We start from the raw sequence: 18,310 nt of genomic DNA, 5'->3' as shown, positions 1-18,310 counted from the left end.
GCGCCGCCCTCATGCGAAGACCCGGTTCACGCCGGCAATCGACCACTGCCCCCCGGGCAAGGCAACGAGATGGGTGAGCGAGAGCGGCGCAACCTGAAAGGCCAGCGCTGCGGGCACCGAGCCAAGCGCCAGCGCGAGCGCGGCGCGCACGGTGCCGGCGTGGGCCACCACGGCAACACGCCCGCCCTGTGCGCCGATCTCCGCCAGCGCGGGCGCCGCGCGGGCGCAAAGATCGGCAAAGCTCTCGCCCCCGGGCGGGCGTTCGGCTGCAAGCGCCTCGGGCTCCAGCGCACCAAGATCGGGCAGATCGGCGAAAGGCACCCCTTCCCAGGCGCCGAAATCCTGCTCCCAGAGACGATCGTCAGCGGCAACCTCCGCCCCGGGCCAGAGCGCCTGCGCGGTCTGGCGGCAGCGCAGCGCCGGGCTCGCCACCACGGAAACCGCCCCGCAAGCCGCCCGCAGCGCCGCAAGCTCCGCCTCCCCGGGCAGATCCGCCGCGACATCGCGCCGCCCCGCAAGCCGCCCGCCATGCACCGCCGGCGCATGTCGGATCAGCAGCAGTTCCGTCGCCCCCTCCCGCAGCATCGTCGCATTTCTCCTTCCGCAGCCGCGCCATTTCTGCTTTGTCTGCGCGCGGGGGACAAGGGGCAGGAACACGGGCGGCGCGAAGCAGATGGCACGCATCCTTTTGATCACCGGCGGCGCACGCTCGGGCAAGAGCACGCTGGCCGAGGCGCGCACGCTCGAACTTGGCAGCCCGGCGCATTACATCGCCACCGCCCAGGCCTTCGACGCCGAGATGGAGGCGCGCATCGCCCTTCACCGCGCGCGTCGCGGCCCCGAATGGCGCACCCACGCCGAGCCGCTCGCCCTGCGCGCGGCGCTTTGCGCCACCGATGATGCGCCGCGGCTCGTCGATTGCCTCACGCTCTGGCTCACCAACCTGATGCTGGGCGGGCACGACTGGGAGGCAGCCGCGCGCGAGATGATCGCCGCCCTGCCCGCGCTTACCGCGCCGGTGGTCTTCGTCTCCAACGAGGTGGGGCTCGGCATCGTGCCCGACAACCGCCTCTCCCGCGAGTTCCGCGATGCCGCGGGTTTTCTCAACCAATGGGTCGCCGCGGCGGCGGATGAGGTGATCTTCACCGTCGCGGGCCTGCCGATGAAGGTGAAATGATGAAATTCCAATCCCTTGCCGAGATCGCCACGCTGGCCGATCAGCTTCCCGCGCGCGATGAGGCCGCCCTTGCCGAAGCGCAGGCGCGCGAAGACAGCCTGACGAAGCCGCCGGGGTCGCTCGGCCGGCTCGAAGAGCTCGCGCTCTTCATGGCGGGCTGGCGCGGCACCGCCCGGCCCGAGATCGGCACCGCCCAGGCGCTGGTTTTTGCCGGCAATCACGGCGTCTGCGCGCAGGGGGTGAACCCCTATCCGCAGGAAGTCACCGCGCAGATGGTGGCGAATTTCGAACATGGCGGCGCAGCGATCAACCAGCTCTGCCGGGTGAACGGTGCCGATCTGAAGGTGATCGCGCTCGACCTCGACCGCCCGACCGCCGATTTCACCGAAGCCCCGGCGATGAGTGAGGCAGAGACGCTCGCCGCGATGAACGCGGGCGCCGCGGCGGTGGATCCCGCGGCCGATGTGCTGATCCTCGGCGAGATGGGGATCGGCAATTCGACGATCGCCGCGGCGCTGGCGGCGGCGCTTTTCGGTGCGACGCCGGCCGATTGGGTCGGGCCTGGCACCGGCTCGGACGACGCCGGGATCCGGCGCAAGATCGCGGCGATCGACAAGGGTCTCGCGCGGCATGCGGGGCTTGACCCGATGCAGGTGCTCGCCGCGCTCGGCGGGCGCGAGCAGGCGGCGATCTGTGGCGCGGTGCTGGCCGCGCGCGCCCAGCGCACGCCCGTGATCCTCGACGGGTTCATCTGCACCGCGAGTGCCGCGCCGCTTTACGCCGCCGATCCGCGGCTTCTCGACCATTGCCTGGTCGGCCATGCCTCGGCCGAGCCCGGCCATCGCCGGCTGATCTCGGCACTCGGCAAGCGCGCCGTGCTCGAATTCGACATGCGGCTTGGCGAGGGTTCGGGCGCCGCGGTCGCGCTTGGCATCCTGCGCTCGGCGCTCGCTTGCCACAACGGCATGGCGACCTTCGCCGAGGCGGGCGTGAGCGACGCATGATCGCGCGGCTGCGCCACCGGCTGGCCGAGGCGCAGCTCGCGCTGATGCTGCTGTCGCGGCTGCCGGCCGGGCGCCTGCCCGAGCCCGCCCCGGGCATCGCCGCGGCGATCTGGGCCTTTCCGCTGGCGGGGGCGCTGCTCGGCCTGATCGCCGGGGGCGTGCTTTCCGCCGGGCTCGCGCTTGGCCTTCCGCTGCCGCTCGCCGCGGGGCTGGCGCTTGTCGCGCAGATCATGGCGAGCGGCGCGCTGCACGAGGACGGGCTTGCCGATCTCGCCGACGGGCTCTGGGGCGGGCGCGACAGGGCGCGGCGGCTCGAGATCATGCGCGATTCGCGCATCGGCTCCTATGGGGTGCTGGCGCTGCTGCTTGGCGTCGGTTTGCGCTGGCAGGCGCTGAGCCTTGCCTCAGGCGCCGGCGCGGGTGCGGCCACCGCCGCGCTCGTGGCGCTTGGTGCGAGCTCGCGGCTGGCGCCCGCGCTCCTGCTTGCCACCCTGCCCCCGGCGCGCAGTGACGGCATGGGCCGACGCGCGAGCGGCGTCACGCCGGGCGGGCTTTTCGTCGCGCTGCTGCTCGCCCTCGCCGTGCTGATCCCGCTGCAGGGCAGCACCGCGATCGGCATCCTCGCTCTGCAGGCCCTGCTCACCCTCGGCCTCGGCCTGCTCGCGCTCCGCCGTCTCGGCGGACAGACCGGCGATGTGCTCGGCGCCGGGCAGCAGCTCGCCGAAATCGGCGGCTGGCTGGTGATCTGCGCCACGATCGCGCGCTGAATTTCCGAATGCAGCAAAACGGTTAGCCGGAACCCGGAACACGAAAGGCCGCCCCGAAGGGCGGCCTTTTGCGTCTTTCCAGTTTTCACTGGTGCCGGTGAAGGGACTCGAACCCCCGACCCCATCATTACGAATGACGTGCTCTACCAGCTGAGCTACACCGGCAACGGAGGCGCAACTAGCATGCCCGCGCCGGGATGTGTAGCCCTATTTTTCACTCTCCGGCTTCGCCGCCTCCGCATCCCCTTCGACGGCATCCAGCACCTCGGCATCGGCCACCGGCTCCGGGGCCGCCTCGGGCTTGCCCACGATCAGCGGCAGCATCTCCGCCCCATGCGGCAGCGGCGTCGCGTTCTGCGCCGGCTCGCGCCAGCTCAGCGTGTCGAACCCGCCGCAATTGTCGCAAACCGGCGTCCAGTCCGCCTGGATGTTCTGACATTTGTCACAGCACCATTGCGGCCCCCGCGGCGCGCTCAGCGCCCGCGCCAGCCAGCCGCGCACCACGGCGTCGTCGGCCCCTTCGCCCCGTTCCACCGCCGCCATCAGCGTCAGCACACGCGAGGTCGGATGCGTCTCCACGAGATCGCCAAGCGCGCGACGCGCCTCGGGGAAATCCTCCGCCGCGATGTTGAGCTCGGCGCGCAGGAGTTTCGTCTCCTCGTGATCGGGGCGCAAGGTCAGCAGCTTGCCAAAGCGCTTGAGCCGATCGGCAGGCGCCTCGTCGGGGACGATCTCGGCATAGGCGGCCGCCAGATCGGGATGCGGCTGCGCCTCCCAGGCCTTCTGCACCACACGCGCGGCATTCTTCGGGCTGCCCTTGGCGATATAGGCACGCGCCGCCATCACCGCGGCGGGGATAAGGTCGGGCGAGGCCTTGTTCGCCGCGATCGCCGCCTCGCGCGCCTCGATGCTGGCGCCCTCGTCGAGCACGTCCTTCGCCTCCTGCAGCGCGAGCACCGCATCGCGACGCTTGTGCACGTCCTTCGGAAGCAACCCCTGGCGCAGCTTTGCCTGAAGCACCTCGCGCGCGCCCTTCCAGTCGCCCTTTTCCTCCTGCAGCTTCAGCAGCGTGTCCTGCACCTCGCCATGTTTCGGCTTCAGCGCATAGGCCTTTTCCGCAAGCTTCAGCGCGGTCTCGGTGTCGCCCTCGGCAAGCTTCTGCCGCAACAGCCCGCGGATCCCGACGAAACGCGTGCGATCGTCGCCCAGAAGCCGCTTGTAGACCACCGTCGCCTTGCGCGTGTCGCCCGAGACCTCGGCCGCCTGCGCAGTCAGCAGGTTGGTCAGGTCGGGCCGGTCGAGGAAACGCTCGGCACGCGCCGCCTTCGACATCGCGAGCCGCCCCTCGCCGGAGGCGATGGCCAGCATCCCCTCGCCCAGCGCCTCATAGCCCTTGCGCTCGCGGTTGCGGTCGAAATAGCGGCTGATCGCCGTCTCGTCGCCATTGAGGAAGCGCAGCAGCGCGACGAGGAACCCGACCACCCGGATCACCAGCCAGACCGCGAGGAAGCCGAGGATCGCGACGATCACCGCCTGCAGCGGGCCAAGGGTGAACTCCTTGCCGAGCGCGATGATGCGGATCCCCTCCGCGCTGTCGGCCAGATGCGCCGCGCCAAGCGTCAGCGCCGCCACCACCACGAGGAAAACCGCGATCTTCACGAAAGACCAGACCATCGTGACCTCCTCACTTCACCGATTGCGCCAGGTCGACGACGGCCTGCGCCGCCGTCAGCCGGGCCTTTGCCTGCGCCACCCAATCGGCGAGCGGGGCCTGACCGGCCTCGGGCAGGGTGCCGATCTCGGTCACCGCCTTCGACAGATCGCCGGCATCCACCGCCGCCTGCGCGCGCGACAGCACCGCATCCGGGTCGCTGCCCTCACGCGGCTCGAGCGAGCGCGCCCCGGTCTGCGCCATCAGGAAGGCGCCGATCCGGTCGGTAAGCTTGTCCCCCGCCGTCGCCTTGCGCGCCGCGGCAAGCGCCGCCCGCGCCGCATCGGGGAAATTCGCCTGCAGCGTGGCAAGGCCCGGAACATCGCCCTTGAGCACCTCGGGCAGGGCAAGCCCCGCCGCCTCGGCATCGGCCAGAGCCGGCGCGAGCGGCGCCCCGGCGTCGAAGGCAGCCCCGATTCGCGCCACCGCCGCCTGCGCCATCGCGCGCCGCGCCGCCGCCTCGGATTGCGCGCGCAACTCGGCGGCCTGCGCCTCGGCGGCGTCGATCTTCGCCTTCGCCTCGGCCGCGGCCGCCGTGATCTCCTCCTGCGAGGCCGCCGCGGGGCCAACCTTTGCAAGCTCACCCTTCAGCGCGTCGATCTGCCCCTGCAGCGCGGCCGCATCCCCGCCGAGATCCCCGCCGCCCACCGGCCGGTTCTCGAGCGCAGTGATCCGCCCCTCGAGCGCAGTGATCCGGTCGCCGAGCGCCCGAGACGCTGCGCTGGCCTCATCAAGCGCCGTCTGCACGCCGGAAAGATCCGGCGCGGGCGGCGTCGCCGATTTCAGCACCGCCAATTCCTTGGTCAGCGCGTCGATCTTCGCCGCCTGATCGGTGAGCTTCGCCTCGGTATCCGGGACGCTCGCCTGCGGCAGCGGCAGCAAAGCCGCGAGCTGCGGCGGCAGGTTCGGCAGCGCGTAAATCGTCGCCCCCGCCCCCAGCGCGGCCGCGATCACCCCACCAAGGACAAGCGGGACAAAACCACCCCGACGCGGCGCGGGAGCCGGCGCAGCCGCCGGTTTTTCATCGGCTGGTTTTTCCGCCTCCGCCTCAGGGGCCTCCTCGGCGGGTTCGGAGATTTCCTCCGCCCCGAGCAGCGAAGTCACCGGGGTGGTCTCCGTCGTAAGCGACTCGGCCTCTTCCGGCTCCGGTTGAACCAGCTCGTCGGTTTCCGCAGCGGGGGACGCCTGTTCCTCCGCCGTGGCCTCATCGGTCGGGGTCTCTTCCACCCGGGGCTCGAGGGCATCGTCCGACGCTGAATTGCGGGCTTTCGTTTCTTCCACGGTCTCTCCTCCAATTCCGCGCGAAATCCCGCGCGCCTCGAACGCTTTGCCCCAGTCTAGTGAGGCAACCCCCTGCGCTCAACCCGCCTCACCCGCGCCGATCAGTCGCTGCAAGGCCTCGAGCAGCGCCTCGGCATCCGGCCTCGGGGCAACCTCGCACCGTTCGATCGGCAGGGTTGCACAACTTTGCGCGATCGCGGGGGAAAGCGGCGCGAGCCAGAGCGGCGCACGCGCCCCCCGGGCCGCCTCGGCCAGAAGCCGCCCGCTGCGCGGTGAAAACACCGGCACGAGCAGCGGCGCCTCCGCCGCCAATGCCGCCCGAAGTTCGGCGCCGGGCGGCTGCGGATCCTGCCGATAGACCACGGCCTCGATCGTCTCTATTCCGGCGGAATTAAGCGCTTCGGCCATCGAAAACGCTACCTCCGCACCGCGCGCATGCAAGAGCTTTCCCCCGGGCGGCGCCGCGCGGATCAGCTCTGCCAGCGCGGCCCCGTCGCCTGGCCCCTCGATCACTGCAAACCCCGCCGCACACGCCGCCTCGCCCGTGCGGGCGCCGACGCAATAGGCGCGCCGCCCCCTCGGCGCGGATATGGCGGCCACCGGCGCCACGGCCTGTTCCGAGGTGAAGATCAGGTTTTCCGCCTCCGGCAGCGCGGCCCCGGTCGGCACGATTTCAAGCAACGGCGCGACGAGAACCGGCCAATCCGCCCCGAAACGCGCGCGAAACTGCTGCGCAAACCGTTCCGATCCGGCGCGCGGGCGCGTCAGCAGAAGGGTGGGGCGGTCTTCGGGCAGGCGGATCACGGCGTGTCCCGGGATTGTGCGAGCTTCCCCCCGGTGTTACCTGCGAAGGGATGATCGCGCAACCGAAGCCCATGACCAGACCGCTCCTCTTCCTCGGACTCGAATCGAGCTGCGACGACACCGCCGCCGCGGTGGTGCGCGTCTCGGATGCGAGGGCGGAGATCCTTTCCTCCACCGTCGCAGGCCAGGTCGCGCTGCATGCGGCCTATGGCGGCGTGGTGCCCGAGATCGCGGCGCGCGCCCATGCCGAGCGGCTGGATCTCTGCGTCGAGACGGCGCTGGCGGAGGCCGGGATCGGGCTCGAGGCGCTCGATGGCGTCGCGGTGACCGCCGGCCCCGGGCTGATCGGCGGGGTGATGTCGGGCGTGATGTGCGCCAAGGGCATCGCCGCCGGCGCCGGGCTGCCGCTGATCGGGGTGAACCACCTTGCCGGCCATGCGCTGACGCCGCGGCTGACCGACGGGCTCGATTTCCCCTATCTGCTGCTGCTCGTTTCCGGCGGACACTGCCAGTTCCTGCTCGTGCACGGGCCGGAGAAATTCACCCGGCTTGGCGGTACGATCGACGATGCCCCGGGCGAGGCCTTCGACAAGACGGCAAAGCTGCTTGGCCTGCCGCAGCCGGGCGGCCCCGCGGTCGAGACCGAGGCCGCCAGCGGTGATCCGAAGGCCTTCGCCTTTCCGCGCCCGCTGCTCGACCGTCCGGGCTGTGACATGTCCTTTTCCGGGCTGAAGACGGCGCTGCTGCGCGCCCGCGATGCCGAGGTCACCGCCCATGGCGGGTTGCGGCGTCAGGCGCGCCGCGATCTCTGCGCCGGGTTTCAGGCGGCCGTCACCGACGTTCTGGCGGAGAAATCGCGACGTGCGCTGCGAGACTATCTCGCCCTGAACCCGGTGAAGCCTGCCTTTGCGGTGGCCGGTGGCGTCGCGGCGAACAAGGCCATTCGGGCAAGGTTGGAGACGGTTGCCGCTGAATTCGGCGCCGAGTTCACGGCCCCGCCGCTGCGCCTTTGTACCGACAACGCCGCGATGATCGCCTTCGCCGGGATCGAGCGGTTCCGCACCGGGGCGCGCGACGGGATGGACCTGACCGCCCGCCCGCGCTGGCCGCTTGACCAGACGGCGCCCGGCATGCTCGGCTCCGGCAAGAAGGGGGCGAAGGCATGACCATCGGCATACTCGGCGCAGGCGCCTTCGGCACCGCCCTGGCCGTCGCATTGGCGCGCAACGGGGCAGTCACGCTTTGGGCGCGCGACCCGACGCAGGCCGCGGAGATGCAGCAGACGCGGCGCAACGAGCGGCGTCTGCCTGGGGTGACGCTACCGGAAAACGTCTCTGTCACGGCGGAAATCGCCGATATTTCCGGGTGTGAGACGCTGCTTCTCGCGGTGCCGATGCAGCAGCTCGGCGCTTTCCTGCGGGATCACGCGCGCCTCTTCGAAGGCAAGACGCTTGTTTCCTGCTCGAAGGGGGTCGATCTCGCGACCGGGCGCGGAGCCGTGGCGCTGATCACGGAAACCTGCCCGCAGGCACGCCCCGCCGTGCTCACCGGGCCAAGCTTTGCCGCCGATATCGCCCGCGGCCTGCCCACGGCGCTGACGCTCGCCGTCGCCGAAGAGGCCGAAGTACTGCAAGAGCAGCTTTCCACCCCCGTACTGCGGCTCTATCGCACCTCCGACCTTACCGGGGCCGAACTTGGCGGCGCGCTGAAGAATGTGATCGCCATCGCCGCCGGCGTGGTGATCGGCGCCGGTCTGGGCGATTCGGCCCGCGCCGCGCTGATGACCCGCGGTTTCGCCGAGATGAGTCGCCTCGCGCTGTGCCTCGGCGCGCGGGCGGAGACGCTTTCGGGCCTGTCCGGTTTCGGCGACCTGGTGCTCACCTGCACCTCGGCGCAATCGCGCAACTTCCGCTATGGCCAGGCCCTCGGCCGCGCGGAGGACTTCGATCCGAACACCACGGTCGAGGGGGTCGCCACCGCGAAAGCAGTCTCTGTTCTGGCGAAAAAGCACGGAATTGAGATGCCCGTCACCGACATGATCGCCGCGCTCGTCGCGCAGAAAGTCACCATCGGCGAGGCCGTCCAAATGCTGATGTCCCGCCCGCTCAAGGAGGAATGACCATGCTTTACGCCATCATCTGCCGCGACAAGCCCGGTGCGTTGCAGACGCGCCTCGACACCCGGGCCGAGCACCTCGCCTATATCGAGAAGACCGGTATCGTGAAGATGGCCGGCCCCTTCCTCGAAGAGGGGCAGATGGTCGGCTCGCTGGTGATCGTCGAGGCCGACAGCCTTGCCGCCGCGCAGGATTGGGCCGCGAGCGACCCCTATGCCAAGGCCGGTCTGTTCGAGAGCGCCTCGGTCAGCGAATGGAAGAAGGTCATCGGCTGATGGCGAAATGGCTGTTCAAGTCGGAACCGAACAAGTTCTCCTGGGACATGCTGGTCGCCAAGGGCGAGGCGGGCGAGGAATGGGACGGGGTGCGCAACTACCTCGCGCGCAACAACATGCGCGCGATGAAGGTCGGTGACCGCGGCTTTTTCTACCATTCCAACATCGGCAAGGAGATCGTCGGCATCGCCGAGGTCTGCGCCGAGGCGCATCATGATTCGACGACCGAAGATCCGCGCTGGGATTGCGTCGACATTCGCGCGGTGCGGCCCTTTGTCCGCCCTGTGACGCTGGCCGAGGTGAAGGCCGATCCGCGGCTTGAAAACATGTCGCTGGTGACGAGCATGCGGCTGTCGGTACAACCGGTGACCGAAGAGGAATGGAAGCTCCTTTGCGAACTTGGCGGCGTCGATCCGTGAATAAAAAGGAGGGCCCCGGCACCCCTACCAGGACCCTCCTCACCCCACGTGCTCCCCTACGCACCACACGTGAAACTGTCTAACGGGTCCTGACCATCCTGGCCGGTAAGTTCTGTCTAGCGGAACAGGTGATTCCCTTCAACCTGTGTTTCTGGACAATATGACGTAACTTCAATGGGTTGATGGAAGTTTCCATTAACCATGTCACACCGAATGCACGGAGCCGCATGAGACCATGAAGGAATTCGTTCTCGTCGCGCATGGCGCGCCCTCGGACCCGGAGGCCCCTGATGCCTGGCTCAAGGCGCTGGCCGAACGTGTGAGCGCATACGCGCCCGATTGCCTGCTAAGGGGGGCAACGCTGGCAAAGCCCGGCTCTCTCGAGGCCGCACTGACCGGGCTGCGGGCACCGACGATCTATCCGTTCTTCATGGCGGAGGGCTGGTTCACCCGCGAGGAACTTCCGCGGCGTCTTGCGGCGCTGGGGGTCGCGGCGCCGATCCTTTCGCCTTTCGGAACCGATCCGGATCTGCCGGCGCTGATCGCCGATGTGACTACCACAGCGGCGAAATCCGCAGGAATAGAGCCTGATTCCATTGATCTTCTGCTGGCGGCACATGGCTCGCGCCGCGCGCATCGTTCAAAGGACTCGGCCCATGCGATGGCCGAACGACTCCGCCGGATCACTCCCTTTGCGACGATTCGCGTCGGCCTGATCGAGGAGCCCCCATTCCTCGAAGAGGTCGCCGCGCAAAGCCCGCAGGCGCTATGCCTGCCCTTCTTCGCCCTGCGCGCCGGCCATGTCGTCGGCGACATTCCCGAAGCGCTGGCGAAAGCCGGGTTCCGGGGGCTTCTGCTTCCGGCGATCGGCGAACATGCACAGGTGCCGCAGATGATCGCCCGCGCGCTGCAGCGAGCCGAGGTCTGAGCGCGATCGCCCCCTCCGCGCATGACAGGGTTTGTCACGCAACTGTCACACAACATTTGCATAAGCGTCACGGGCAGCCCCTAGGACGAGCCCGAGGCCGCGACCGGCCCCGCATGTGAACTTTCAGGAGTGCTCCATGAACACCGTCAAACTCAGCGTCTCGGCTCTGGCCATCGTCGCCGCTTCGGCTTCGGGCGCGCTCGCCCGCGACCAGATCCAGTCGGCCGGCTCCTCGACCGTGCTGCCCTACGCCACCATCGTCGCCGAAGCCTTCGGCGAAAACTTCGACTTCCCGACCCCGGTCGTGGAAGGCGGCGGCTCGGGTGCCGGCCGCAAGAAGCTCTGCGAAGGCGTGGGCGAAAACACCATCGACATCGCGAACTCGTCCTCGCGCATCAAGCAGTCGGACATCGACACCTGCAAGGCGAACGGCGTCGACGAGATCATGGAAGTCCGCTTCGGCTATGACGGCATCGTCTTCGCCTCGGACGTGAACGGCCCGGAATTCGCCTTCACCCCCGCCGACTGGTACAACGCGATCGCCGCCGAGGTGATGAAGGACGGCAAGCTCGTCGCCAACCCGAACAAGACCTGGCACGACGTGAACCCGAACTTCCCGGATCAGGCGATCCTGACCTTCATCCCGGGCACCAAGCACGGCACCCGTGAAGTGTTCGACACCAAGGTCATCGAAGCCGGCTGCAAGGCCACCGGCGCCGAAGAAGCCTTCGTCGCCGCCAAGGGCGAAGACGGCTCGAAAGAGTGCCTCAACCTGCGCACCGACGGCGTTTCGGTCGACATCGACGGCGACTACACCGAGACCCTCTCGCGCCTCGACGCCAACAAGAACGCCTTCGGCGTCTTCGGCCTGTCGTTCTACGAGAACAACACCGACAAGCTGCGCGTCGCCACGATGGACGGCATCGTTCCCTCGACCGAGACCGTCGCGAACGGCACCTACCCGGTGTCGCGCCCGCTCTTCTTCTACGTGAAGAAGGCGCATATCGGCGTCGTCCCGGGCCTGCAGGAATACATCGACTTCTTCGTCTCCGACGAGATGGCCGGCCCGAACGGCCCGCTCGCGGCCTACGGCCTCGTGTCGGACCCGGAACTGGCGAAGACCCAGGAAATGGTGAAGAACGACGTGGCGATGGGCCCGCTGAACTGATCCGTCTCTGATCTACGGTGGCGCCTTCGGGCGCCACCATCCTTTTGCTTCGGATGATCCCATGAGCATCGGCCTTCTTTCCCTGATCGTGATCGCCCTCGCGGTCGTTGGCTATCTCGTCGGACGGCGCCTCGCGCTCGTGAAGGCCGGCGGAGATATCCGGAAATTGCATTCCTTGCCCGGCTATTACGGACAGACCGTCTTCCTCTTCACCGCCGTTCCCGCGCTCGTGCTTCTCGCGATCTGGCTGCTCGTCCAGCCGCTCGTGATCGAGGCGCGCGTGGGCGCGATGATCACCGCCGACGACATCCCCCAGGGCAGTTCCGTCGGCCTGGTGATGACCGACGTGCGCCGCATCGCCGGCGGTCTCGACCTCGTGCTTGCGCAGGGCAAGCTCACCGAGGGTGAGATCACCACGATGCGCGCCGACTTCTCGAACATCCGCTCGCGGCTCGGCGAGGTCGGTGTCGCGCTCGGCTCCGACGTGAAGCCGAGCGTCTTCGAGGCCGCCAAGAGCTACCGCAAGCTCGCCCTCGACGGGCGTCTCGGCATGACCATCGCAGTGCTGGCGCTGGCGCTGGCCGGCTTTGGCTATGCGCTCTCGCGGATCCGCCCCGAGTTCCGCGCCCGCAACGTGTCCGAAAGCTTCGTGCGCGTGCTGCTGATCGGCGCCTCGCTCGTTGCGATCCTGACCACCGTCGGCATCGTGCTTTCGCTCGTCTTCGAGACGATCCACTTCTTCCGCCTCTACCCGGCGAAGGATTTCTTCTTCAACCTGACCTGGAGCCCGAAGTTCGGCGGCGGCTCGGAACTCGGCATCTGGCCGCTGATCTGGGGCACGCTCTACATCTCCTTCATCGCGCTGCTCGTCGCCGTTCCGGTCGGCACCTTCGCCGCGATCTTCCTCGCGGAATACGCCTCGAAGAAGGTCCGCGCGGTGGCGAAGCCGCTGCTCGAGGTGCTCGCCGGCATCCCGACCATCGTCTACGGTCTCTTCGCACTGATCACGATCGGCCCGGTCCTGCGCGATTACTTCGCGCAGCCGCTCGGCCTCGGTTCCTCCTCGAGCTCGGTGATGACCGCGGGCCTGGTGATGGGCATCATGCTGATCCCCTTCGTCTCCTCGCTCTCCGACGACATCATCAACGCGGTGCCGCAGGCGATGCGCGATGGCTCCTATGGCCTGGGCGCGACGCAGTCGGAAACGGTGAAACAGGTGATCCTGCCCGCCGCTCTGCCCGGCATCGTCGGTGCGATCCTGCTCGCCGCCTCGCGCGCGATCGGTGAAACGATGATCGTGGTGCTCGGCGCCGGCGCCGCGGCGAAGATGTCGCTCAACCCCTTCGAGGCGATGACCACCGTCACCGTCAAGATCGTCAGCCAGCTCACCGGTGACACCGAATTCGCCTCGCCCGAGACGCTCGTCGCCTTCGCCCTCGGCCTGACGCTCTTCGTCTTCACGCTCGGCCTGAACGTCCTCGCGCTCTACATCGTGCGCAAATATCGGGAGCAATACGAATGACCGCCGAGGCCACGAACATCCCCGCCGCAAGCCGCCCGTCGCTCTACAAGACCGACCCGCGCACGAAACGGCGCAACGCCGCCGAGAAGCGCTTCCGCCTCTATGGCATCGCCGCGGTCTCCTTCGGTGTGCTGGCGCTCGTCGTGCTGCTGAGCTCGGTGCTCGGCTCCGGCCTCAGCGCCTTCCGCCAGACCTTCCTGACGATGCAGGTGCCGCTCGATGCCGCCGTGCTCGACCCGACGGGCAACCGCAACCCCGCCGATCTCGCGAAGCTGACGACGATCACCTACAACAAGTTCCTCAGCGATGCGCTGGAAGCCGAACTGACCGAGAAGGGCCTGATGCCCGAGGGCATGAAGTCCAAGGAAATCAACGGGCTGATCTCGAAGGAAGCAGCCGCGCAGCTGCGCAATGCCGTGCTTGCGAACCCCGAGATAATCGGCCGGACGATCTCTTTCGAGGCGCTGGCGAACGGCCGTATCGACGGTTTCTTCAAGGGCCGCGTGACGATGGAGAGCGCCAAGCTCGACAGCAACGTCTCGCCCGAGCAGCTCCAGCTCGCGCAGGCGATGCGCGACGCCGGGCTGATCGGCTTGCGCTTCAACTGGGGCTTCATCACCGCGCCCGATGCCTCGGAGCTGCGCCCGGAGGCCGCGGGCCTCGGCGTCGCGATCATCGGTTCGGCCTATATGATGCTGGTGGTGCTCGTGCTCTCGCTGCCGATCGGCGTCGCCGCCTCGATCTATCTCGAGGAATTCGCGGCGAAGAACTGGTTCACCGACCTGATCGAGGTGAATATCGCCAACCTCGCGGCGGTGCCCTCGATCGTCTTCGGTATCCTCGGCCTGGCCGTCTTCATCAACTTCGCCGGCCTGCCGCAGAGTTCGCCGCTCGTCGGTGGTCTGGTGCTGACGCTGATGACGCTGCCGACGATCATCATCGCCACCCGCGCCGCGCTGAAGGCGGTGCCGCCCTCGATCAAGGATGCGGCGCTCGGCATCGGGGCCTCGAAGACGCAGACGATCTTCCACCACGTCCTGCCGCTCGCGATGCCCGGCATCCTGACCGGCACGATCATCGGCCTGGCCCAGGCGCTCGGCGAAACCGCGCCGCTGCTGCTGATCGGCATGGTCGCCTTCGTGCGCGACTACCCCGCCGCCCCGCCGGAGGGCTTCCTCGATCCCGCCTCGGCGCTGCCGGTGCAGGTCTACAATTTTACGCAACGGGCGGATCCCGCCTTCATCGAACGCGCCTCCGGTGCCATCATCGTGCTGCTCGTCTTCCTGCTGGTGATGAACATCCTCGCGATCATCTTGCGCCGCCGCTTCGAGCGCCGCTGGTAAGGAAACGACCATGAACGATATGCGACTGACGGAGAGAGCCGTGACTTCGACCGAAATCAAGATCGCCGCACGCAAGGTGCAGGTCTATTACGGCGCCACTCATGCCATCAAGGATGTCGATGTCGACATCCTCGACAAGACCGTGACCGCTTTCATCGGCCCCTCGGGCTGTGGCAAGTCGACCTTCCTGCGCTGCCTCAACCGGATGAACGACACGATCCCGATCTGCCGGGTCGAGGGCGACATCCTGCTCGACGGCGAGGACATCTACGACAAGAAGGTCGACCCGGTGCAGCTGCGCGCCCGTGTCGGCATGGTGTTCCAGAAGCCGAACCCCTTCCCGAAATCGATCTATGACAACGTCTCCTACGGGCCGAAGATCCACGGCCTGGTGAAGAACAAGGCCGAGCTCGACGAGATCGTCGAAAGCTCGCTGCGCAAGGCCGCGCTCTGGAACGAGGTCAAGGACCGTCTCGACGCGCCCGGCACCGGGCTTTCGGGCGGCCAGCAGCAGCGCCTGTGCATCGCGCGCGCCGTCGCCACCTCGCCCGAGGTGCTCCTGATGGACGAGCCCTGCTCCGCCCTCGACCCGATCGCCACGGCCCAGGTCGAGGAGCTGATCGACGAGCTGCGCGAGAATTTCTCGGTCGTCATCGTGACCCACTCGATGCAGCAGGCCGCGCGCGTCAGCCAGCGCACCGCCTTCTTCCACCTCGGCAACCTGGTGGAATACGGCGAAACCGGGCAGATCTTCACCAATCCGAACGATCCCCGGACCGAAAGCTACATCACCGGCCGCATCGGCTGACGGAGGAAATTCAATGAGCCAACATATTGTCAGCGCCTTCGACCGCGATCTCGAGGCGGTTCAGGCGATGGTCGTGAAGATGGGCGGTCTGGTCGAGGCGCAGCTGCTCGATGCGGCGCTCGCGCTCGAAACCCGCGACGAGGAGCTGGCCGAGGAAGTGCGCAAGCGCGACAAGGCCGTCGACAAGCTCGAGGAGCAGATCAACGAGGAAGCGGCGCGGCTGATCGCGCTGCGCGCTCCGGCGGCCTCGGATCTGCGCGTCGCGCTTTCGGTGATCAAGATCGCCGGCAGTCTCGAGCGCGTCGGCGATTATTCGAAGAACATCGCCAAGCGCTCCAAGGTGCTGATGGCGATGCCCGCGATCAACGGCTCGACCGGCGCGATCCGGCGCATGGCGCAGACCACCGAGACGATGCTGAAGGACGCGATCGACAGCTACATCCAGCGCGACGAGAAGCTGGCCGCCGACGTGCGCGCCCGCGACATCGAAGTGGACCAGATGTACAACGCGCTGTTCCGCGAATTCCTGACCTACATGCTCGAGGATCCGCGCAACATCACCCCCTGCATGCACCTGCATTTCATCGCCAAGAACATCGAGCGGATGGGCGACCTCGCCACCGCGATCTCCGAGCAGGTGATCTACCTCGTCACCGGCGAAATGCCCGACGACATTCGCCCGAAAAGCGAGAGCGTCACCGCTTTCGACGAATCGGAGGCGTGATAGATGAGCCCCGCCCAACAGCCCTGCGTGCTGGTGGTCGAGGATGAATCGGCCCAGCGCGAAGTCCTCCAGTACAATCTCGAGGCGGAGGGCTTTCGCGTCGTCATGGCCGTGAACGGTGACGAGGCGCTTCTCATGCTGAAGGAGGAGCGCCCCGATCTGATCGTCCTCGACTGGATGCTGCCGAATGTCTCCGGCATCGAGATCTGCCGCCGCGTGAAGGCCAATGCCGAAACGCGGACGATCCCGATCATCATGCTTTCGGCGCGTTCCGAGGAATCGGACCGCGTCCGTGGCCTCGAGACCGGCGCGGACGATTACGTCGTGAAACCCTATTCCGTGGTCGAGCTGATGGCACGGCTGCGCACGCAGCTGCGCCGCACCCGCCCTGCCTCGATGGGGGAGCGGCTGAATTTCGAGGACATCATCCTCGATGCCGCCGAACACCGGGTGTTCCGCGACGGTCAGCCGCTGAAGCTCGGCCCGACCGAGTTCCGCCTGCTCTCCACGCTGATGGAGAAACCCGGCCGGGTCTGGACGCGCGATCAACTGCTCGATCGGGTCTGGGGCCGCGACATCTACGTCGACACCCGCACGATCGACGTGCATGTCGGGCGGCTGCGCAAGGCGTTGATGGTGAACGGCGGCACCGATCCGGTGCGCACCGTGCGCGGCACCGGTTACTCGCTCGGCTGATCAATCCCGCGGCTCGATCGTGAGCCAGACCGGGGCGAGATCTTCGATCTCGCCCTTGATCACATCGCCCGGATGCACCGGGCCGGTGCCGGCGGGGGTGCCGGTGAAGATCAGATCCCCCGCCTCCAGCCGGTAGAGCGTGGCGAGATGGGAGATGATCTGCGGCACCTTCCAGGCCATCGCGGAGAGCGAGGCACATTGCCGCGGATCGCCATTGACGGTGAGCGAGATCGCCTGTGACCCGGGCGTGAAATCACGCGAAATCGGGCCGATCACGGCGGAATTGTCGAAATCCTTGCCGAGATCCCAGGCCTGGATCCCGCCGCGGGCGGCGACATGCAGGTCGCGCCGCGCCATGTCGAGGCCGCAGGCATAGCCGAAGATCGAGGCATATTCGCCCAGCGCCACGACCAGTTCGACCTCGTGGCGGAAATCCCCGGTGCCCGAAGGAAAGGCGATGCGCTGGCGCGAGGGGATCAGCGCCGCCGCGGATTTGGTGAAATAGAAGGGCAGCTCGCCCCCCTCCACCTCCGGATCGGCGTAATTGCAGCCGACGCAGAAAATGCGCCGCACCGGAAAGAATTCATCGCTCCCCGAGATCTCCGCCGAGACCTGCGGGACGGGCGGAAAGGCGTAATGCTTCATCGGTCCTCCCCTTCAGAAACGCGTCGACTTCGTCACGAGTCGGGATCGCCTCCGCCGTTCCCGCCCGCGTGACCTTGAGCGCGGCAGCCGCCGCCGCGAGTCGCATCGCCTCGTCAGGCTGCATGCCTTCCGCCAATCCGGCAACAAGATAACCCGTAAAACTGTCCCCAGCTGCGGTGGTGTCGATCGCGGTCACCGGCACCGCCGCAACGCGATATTCGTTGCCGGCGCGCAGATCGTGCCAGACCGCGCCGCGCGCGCCCTGCGTGACGATCGCATGCGCCATCGGCAGGTCGGCCAGCGTGCAGCCGAGCGCCGAGCAAAGCTGCGTCGCCTCGATCTCGTTCATGATCAGCGCATGCAGATGCGGCAGCAGGTCAATCACCGCCTCGGCCTCGAATGGCGCGGCGGAATAGACGACGAAAAGACCCTGTTCCTGCGCAATTCGCGCCGCCTCGAGCTGCGCCGAGGTCTCGTTTTGCAGCAGGAGCCAGTCCCCCGCCCGCGCCGTCGCCAGCGCCGCGGCGACCTGCGCCGGGGTGATTTCGCGGTTGGCCCCGGCAAAGAGGAGGATCGAATTCTCGCCATCCTCGGCCACCGCGATCACCGCATGACCCGAGGCGCCATCATGGCGCAACACATGGCGGCAATCGACCCCCAGCGCCTCGAGCTCCGCCCGCATCCAGGCGCCGTCTTCGCCCACCGCACCGATATGGCACACCTGCGCCCCGGCATGGGCCGCCGCCACCGACTGGTTCGCCCCCTTGCCGCCAAGGCCGCGGCCATGGGCGGTGGCGGCAAGGGTTTCCCCCGGCGCCGGCAAATGCGGCACGCGATAGAAGAGATCGGCGTTGATCGAGCCGAGATTGAAGATCGTCATGGTTCCCCCCGTGATCCCGGGCACGATGCCACGGGGTCACGG

The 18,310-nt window shown here is 67.9% G+C and carries 20 protein-coding genes and 1 tRNA gene; 14 read left to right on the top strand and 7 right to left on the bottom strand.

Annotated elements, in window-relative coordinates; translation table 11 throughout:
* Nucleotides 1–9 precede the first annotated feature (9 nt).
* Nucleotides 10–585 carry a histidine phosphatase family protein gene (locus tag AB7U46_RS00735; RefSeq protein ID WP_428335008.1) on the bottom strand — a complete coding sequence of 192 codons (576 nt, stop codon included), beginning with the start codon at nt 583–585 and terminating at the stop codon, nt 10–12.
* A gap of 88 nt (nt 586–673) precedes the next feature.
* Here AB7U46_RS00735 and cobU point away from each other — a divergent pair, with 88 nt between their 5' ends.
* The 3 genes from cobU to AB7U46_RS00720 are packed head-to-tail and all read left to right on the top strand — an operon-like array spanning nt 674 to nt 2,948.
* On the top strand, nt 674–1,177 hold the full coding sequence (gene cobU, locus AB7U46_RS00730; RefSeq protein WP_428335007.1) for a bifunctional adenosylcobinamide kinase/adenosylcobinamide-phosphate guanylyltransferase: 504 nt from the start codon (nt 674–676) through the stop codon (nt 1,175–1,177).
* Nucleotides 1,174–2,181, top strand: coding sequence for a nicotinate-nucleotide--dimethylbenzimidazole phosphoribosyltransferase (gene cobT / locus AB7U46_RS00725; protein WP_428335006.1), 1,008 nt, complete (start codon nt 1,174–1,176; stop codon nt 2,179–2,181). Before cobU ends, cobT begins: the two co-directional genes overlap by 4 nt.
* The gene (locus AB7U46_RS00720) at nt 2,178–2,948 is read left to right on the top strand and encodes an adenosylcobinamide-GDP ribazoletransferase (RefSeq protein ID WP_428335005.1); all 771 of its coding nucleotides are present in this window, start codon (nt 2,178–2,180) and stop codon (nt 2,946–2,948) included. Before cobT ends, AB7U46_RS00720 begins: the two co-directional genes overlap by 4 nt.
* Nucleotides 2,949–3,037: 89 nt before the next feature.
* Here AB7U46_RS00720 and AB7U46_RS00715 read toward each other — a convergent pair.
* The 4 genes from AB7U46_RS00715 to AB7U46_RS00700 form a co-directional block, all read right to left on the bottom strand.
* Nucleotides 3,038–3,113 (bottom strand) — tRNA-Thr (locus AB7U46_RS00715).
* A gap of 42 nt (nt 3,114–3,155) precedes the next feature.
* A complete protein-coding gene (locus tag AB7U46_RS00710; RefSeq protein ID WP_428335004.1) occupies nt 3,156–4,622 on the bottom strand; it encodes a heme biosynthesis protein HemY in 1,467 nt (488 codons plus the stop codon).
* A gap of 10 nt (nt 4,623–4,632) precedes the next feature.
* Nucleotides 4,633–5,940, bottom strand: coding sequence for a COG4223 family protein (locus AB7U46_RS00705; protein WP_428335003.1), 1,308 nt, complete (start codon nt 5,938–5,940; stop codon nt 4,633–4,635).
* 78 nt (nt 5,941–6,018) lie between these two features.
* Nucleotides 6,019–6,744 (bottom strand): uroporphyrinogen-III synthase, encoded by a 726-nt coding sequence (locus AB7U46_RS00700; RefSeq protein WP_428335002.1) that lies wholly within the window; start codon nt 6,742–6,744, stop codon nt 6,019–6,021.
* Nucleotides 6,745–6,815: 71 nt separating this feature from the next.
* Between AB7U46_RS00700 and tsaD the strand changes: the two genes are divergently transcribed.
* The 11 genes from tsaD (at nt 6,816) to phoB (ending at nt 16,743) form a co-directional block, all read left to right on the top strand.
* Nucleotides 6,816–7,910 (top strand): tRNA (adenosine(37)-N6)-threonylcarbamoyltransferase complex transferase subunit TsaD, encoded by a 1,095-nt coding sequence (tsaD, locus tag AB7U46_RS00695; RefSeq protein ID WP_428335001.1) that lies wholly within the window; start codon nt 6,816–6,818, stop codon nt 7,908–7,910.
* Complete coding sequence (locus AB7U46_RS00690; protein ID WP_428335000.1) at nt 7,907–8,863, top strand: NAD(P)H-dependent glycerol-3-phosphate dehydrogenase; 957 nt, start codon at nt 7,907–7,909, stop codon at nt 8,861–8,863. Before tsaD ends, AB7U46_RS00690 begins: the two co-directional genes overlap by 4 nt.
* 2 nt (nt 8,864–8,865) lie before the next feature.
* The gene (locus AB7U46_RS00685) at nt 8,866–9,135 is read left to right on the top strand and encodes a YciI family protein (protein ID WP_428334999.1); all 270 of its coding nucleotides are present in this window, start codon (nt 8,866–8,868) and stop codon (nt 9,133–9,135) included.
* On the top strand, nt 9,135–9,554 hold the full coding sequence (locus AB7U46_RS00680; RefSeq protein ID WP_428334998.1) for an EVE domain-containing protein: 420 nt from the start codon (nt 9,135–9,137) through the stop codon (nt 9,552–9,554). Before AB7U46_RS00685 ends, AB7U46_RS00680 begins: the two co-directional genes overlap by 1 nt.
* 235 nt (nt 9,555–9,789) lie before the next feature.
* Complete coding sequence (locus AB7U46_RS00675; protein WP_428334997.1) at nt 9,790–10,482, top strand: CbiX/SirB N-terminal domain-containing protein; 693 nt, start codon at nt 9,790–9,792, stop codon at nt 10,480–10,482.
* 136 nt (nt 10,483–10,618) lie between these two features.
* Nucleotides 10,619–11,650 carry a substrate-binding domain-containing protein gene (locus AB7U46_RS00670; RefSeq protein ID WP_428334996.1) on the top strand — a complete coding sequence of 344 codons (1,032 nt, stop codon included), beginning with the start codon at nt 10,619–10,621 and terminating at the stop codon, nt 11,648–11,650.
* A 61-nt stretch (nt 11,651–11,711) separates the two neighbouring features.
* Complete coding sequence (pstC, locus tag AB7U46_RS00665) at nt 11,712–13,172, top strand: phosphate ABC transporter permease subunit PstC (protein WP_428334995.1); 1,461 nt, start codon at nt 11,712–11,714, stop codon at nt 13,170–13,172.
* Nucleotides 13,169–14,515, top strand: a complete 1,347-nt coding sequence (pstA, locus tag AB7U46_RS00660) for a phosphate ABC transporter permease PstA (protein WP_428334994.1) — start codon at nt 13,169–13,171, stop codon at nt 14,513–14,515. Before pstC ends, pstA begins: the two co-directional genes overlap by 4 nt.
* Nucleotides 14,516–14,525: 10 nt before the next feature.
* The gene (pstB, locus tag AB7U46_RS00655) at nt 14,526–15,323 is read left to right on the top strand and encodes a phosphate ABC transporter ATP-binding protein PstB (RefSeq protein ID WP_428334993.1); all 798 of its coding nucleotides are present in this window, start codon (nt 14,526–14,528) and stop codon (nt 15,321–15,323) included.
* Between the two features lie 13 nt (nt 15,324–15,336).
* Entirely contained in the window at nt 15,337–16,047 is a 711-nt protein-coding gene (phoU, locus tag AB7U46_RS00650) for a phosphate signaling complex protein PhoU (RefSeq protein WP_428334992.1), read from the top strand.
* A 3-nt stretch (nt 16,048–16,050) separates the two neighbouring features.
* Nucleotides 16,051–16,743 (top strand): phosphate regulon transcriptional regulator PhoB, encoded by a 693-nt coding sequence (phoB, locus tag AB7U46_RS00645; RefSeq protein WP_428334991.1) that lies wholly within the window; start codon nt 16,051–16,053, stop codon nt 16,741–16,743.
* Here phoB and AB7U46_RS00640 read toward each other — a convergent pair whose 3' ends face one another.
* Together AB7U46_RS00640 and AB7U46_RS00635 are read right to left on the bottom strand one after the other, a co-directional pair.
* Nucleotides 16,744–17,388, bottom strand: a complete 645-nt coding sequence (locus AB7U46_RS00640; RefSeq protein ID WP_428334990.1) for a fumarylacetoacetate hydrolase family protein — start codon at nt 17,386–17,388, stop codon at nt 16,744–16,746.
* Nucleotides 17,327–18,268: a ribokinase gene (locus AB7U46_RS00635; RefSeq protein ID WP_428334989.1), complete on the bottom strand. Its 942-nt coding sequence runs from the start codon at nt 18,266–18,268 to the stop codon at nt 17,327–17,329. Before AB7U46_RS00635 ends, AB7U46_RS00640 begins: the two co-directional genes overlap by 62 nt.
* Between the last annotated feature and the right edge of the window lie 42 nt (nt 18,269–18,310).

This window comes from Paenirhodobacter sp., assembly GCF_050177655.1.
Taxonomy (GTDB): domain Bacteria; phylum Pseudomonadota; class Alphaproteobacteria; order Rhodobacterales; family Rhodobacteraceae; genus Rhodobacter.
The sequence above is the reverse complement of the archived record's forward strand: the minus strand, read 5'-3'. Positions and strand labels throughout refer to the sequence as shown.

Bases quoted from the DNA above. Each gene is read 5' to 3' on its own strand.
- tsaD (WP_428335001.1), top strand. From the start codon at position 6,816: ATGACCAGACCGCTCCTCTTCCTCGGACTCGAATCGAGCTGCGACGAC.
- AB7U46_RS00635 (WP_428334989.1), bottom strand. From the start codon at position 18,268: ATGACGATCTTCAATCTCGGCTCGATCAACGCCGATCTCTTCTATCGC.
- AB7U46_RS00735 (WP_428335008.1), bottom strand. From the start codon at position 585: ATGCTGCGGGAGGGGGCGACGGAACTGCTGCTGATCCGACATGCGCCG.
- AB7U46_RS00720 (WP_428335005.1), top strand. From the start codon at position 2,178: ATGATCGCGCGGCTGCGCCACCGGCTGGCCGAGGCGCAGCTCGCGCTG.
- AB7U46_RS00640 (WP_428334990.1), bottom strand. From the start codon at position 17,388: ATGAAGCATTACGCCTTTCCGCCCGTCCCGCAGGTCTCGGCGGAGATC.
- cobU (WP_428335007.1), top strand. From the start codon at position 674: ATGGCACGCATCCTTTTGATCACCGGCGGCGCACGCTCGGGCAAGAGC.
- AB7U46_RS00670 (WP_428334996.1), top strand. From the start codon at position 10,619: ATGAACACCGTCAAACTCAGCGTCTCGGCTCTGGCCATCGTCGCCGCT.
- AB7U46_RS00690 (WP_428335000.1), top strand. From the start codon at position 7,907: ATGACCATCGGCATACTCGGCGCAGGCGCCTTCGGCACCGCCCTGGCC.
- cobT (WP_428335006.1), top strand. From the start codon at position 1,174: ATGATGAAATTCCAATCCCTTGCCGAGATCGCCACGCTGGCCGATCAG.
- AB7U46_RS00675 (WP_428334997.1), top strand. From the start codon at position 9,790: ATGAAGGAATTCGTTCTCGTCGCGCATGGCGCGCCCTCGGACCCGGAG.
- pstB (WP_428334993.1), top strand. From the start codon at position 14,526: ATGAACGATATGCGACTGACGGAGAGAGCCGTGACTTCGACCGAAATC.
- phoU (WP_428334992.1), top strand. From the start codon at position 15,337: ATGAGCCAACATATTGTCAGCGCCTTCGACCGCGATCTCGAGGCGGTT.
- AB7U46_RS00680 (WP_428334998.1), top strand. From the start codon at position 9,135: ATGGCGAAATGGCTGTTCAAGTCGGAACCGAACAAGTTCTCCTGGGAC.
- phoB (WP_428334991.1), top strand. From the start codon at position 16,051: ATGAGCCCCGCCCAACAGCCCTGCGTGCTGGTGGTCGAGGATGAATCG.
- pstC (WP_428334995.1), top strand. From the start codon at position 11,712: ATGAGCATCGGCCTTCTTTCCCTGATCGTGATCGCCCTCGCGGTCGTT.
- AB7U46_RS00710 (WP_428335004.1), bottom strand. From the start codon at position 4,622: ATGGTCTGGTCTTTCGTGAAGATCGCGGTTTTCCTCGTGGTGGTGGCG.
- AB7U46_RS00685 (WP_428334999.1), top strand. From the start codon at position 8,866: ATGCTTTACGCCATCATCTGCCGCGACAAGCCCGGTGCGTTGCAGACG.
- pstA (WP_428334994.1), top strand. From the start codon at position 13,169: ATGACCGCCGAGGCCACGAACATCCCCGCCGCAAGCCGCCCGTCGCTC.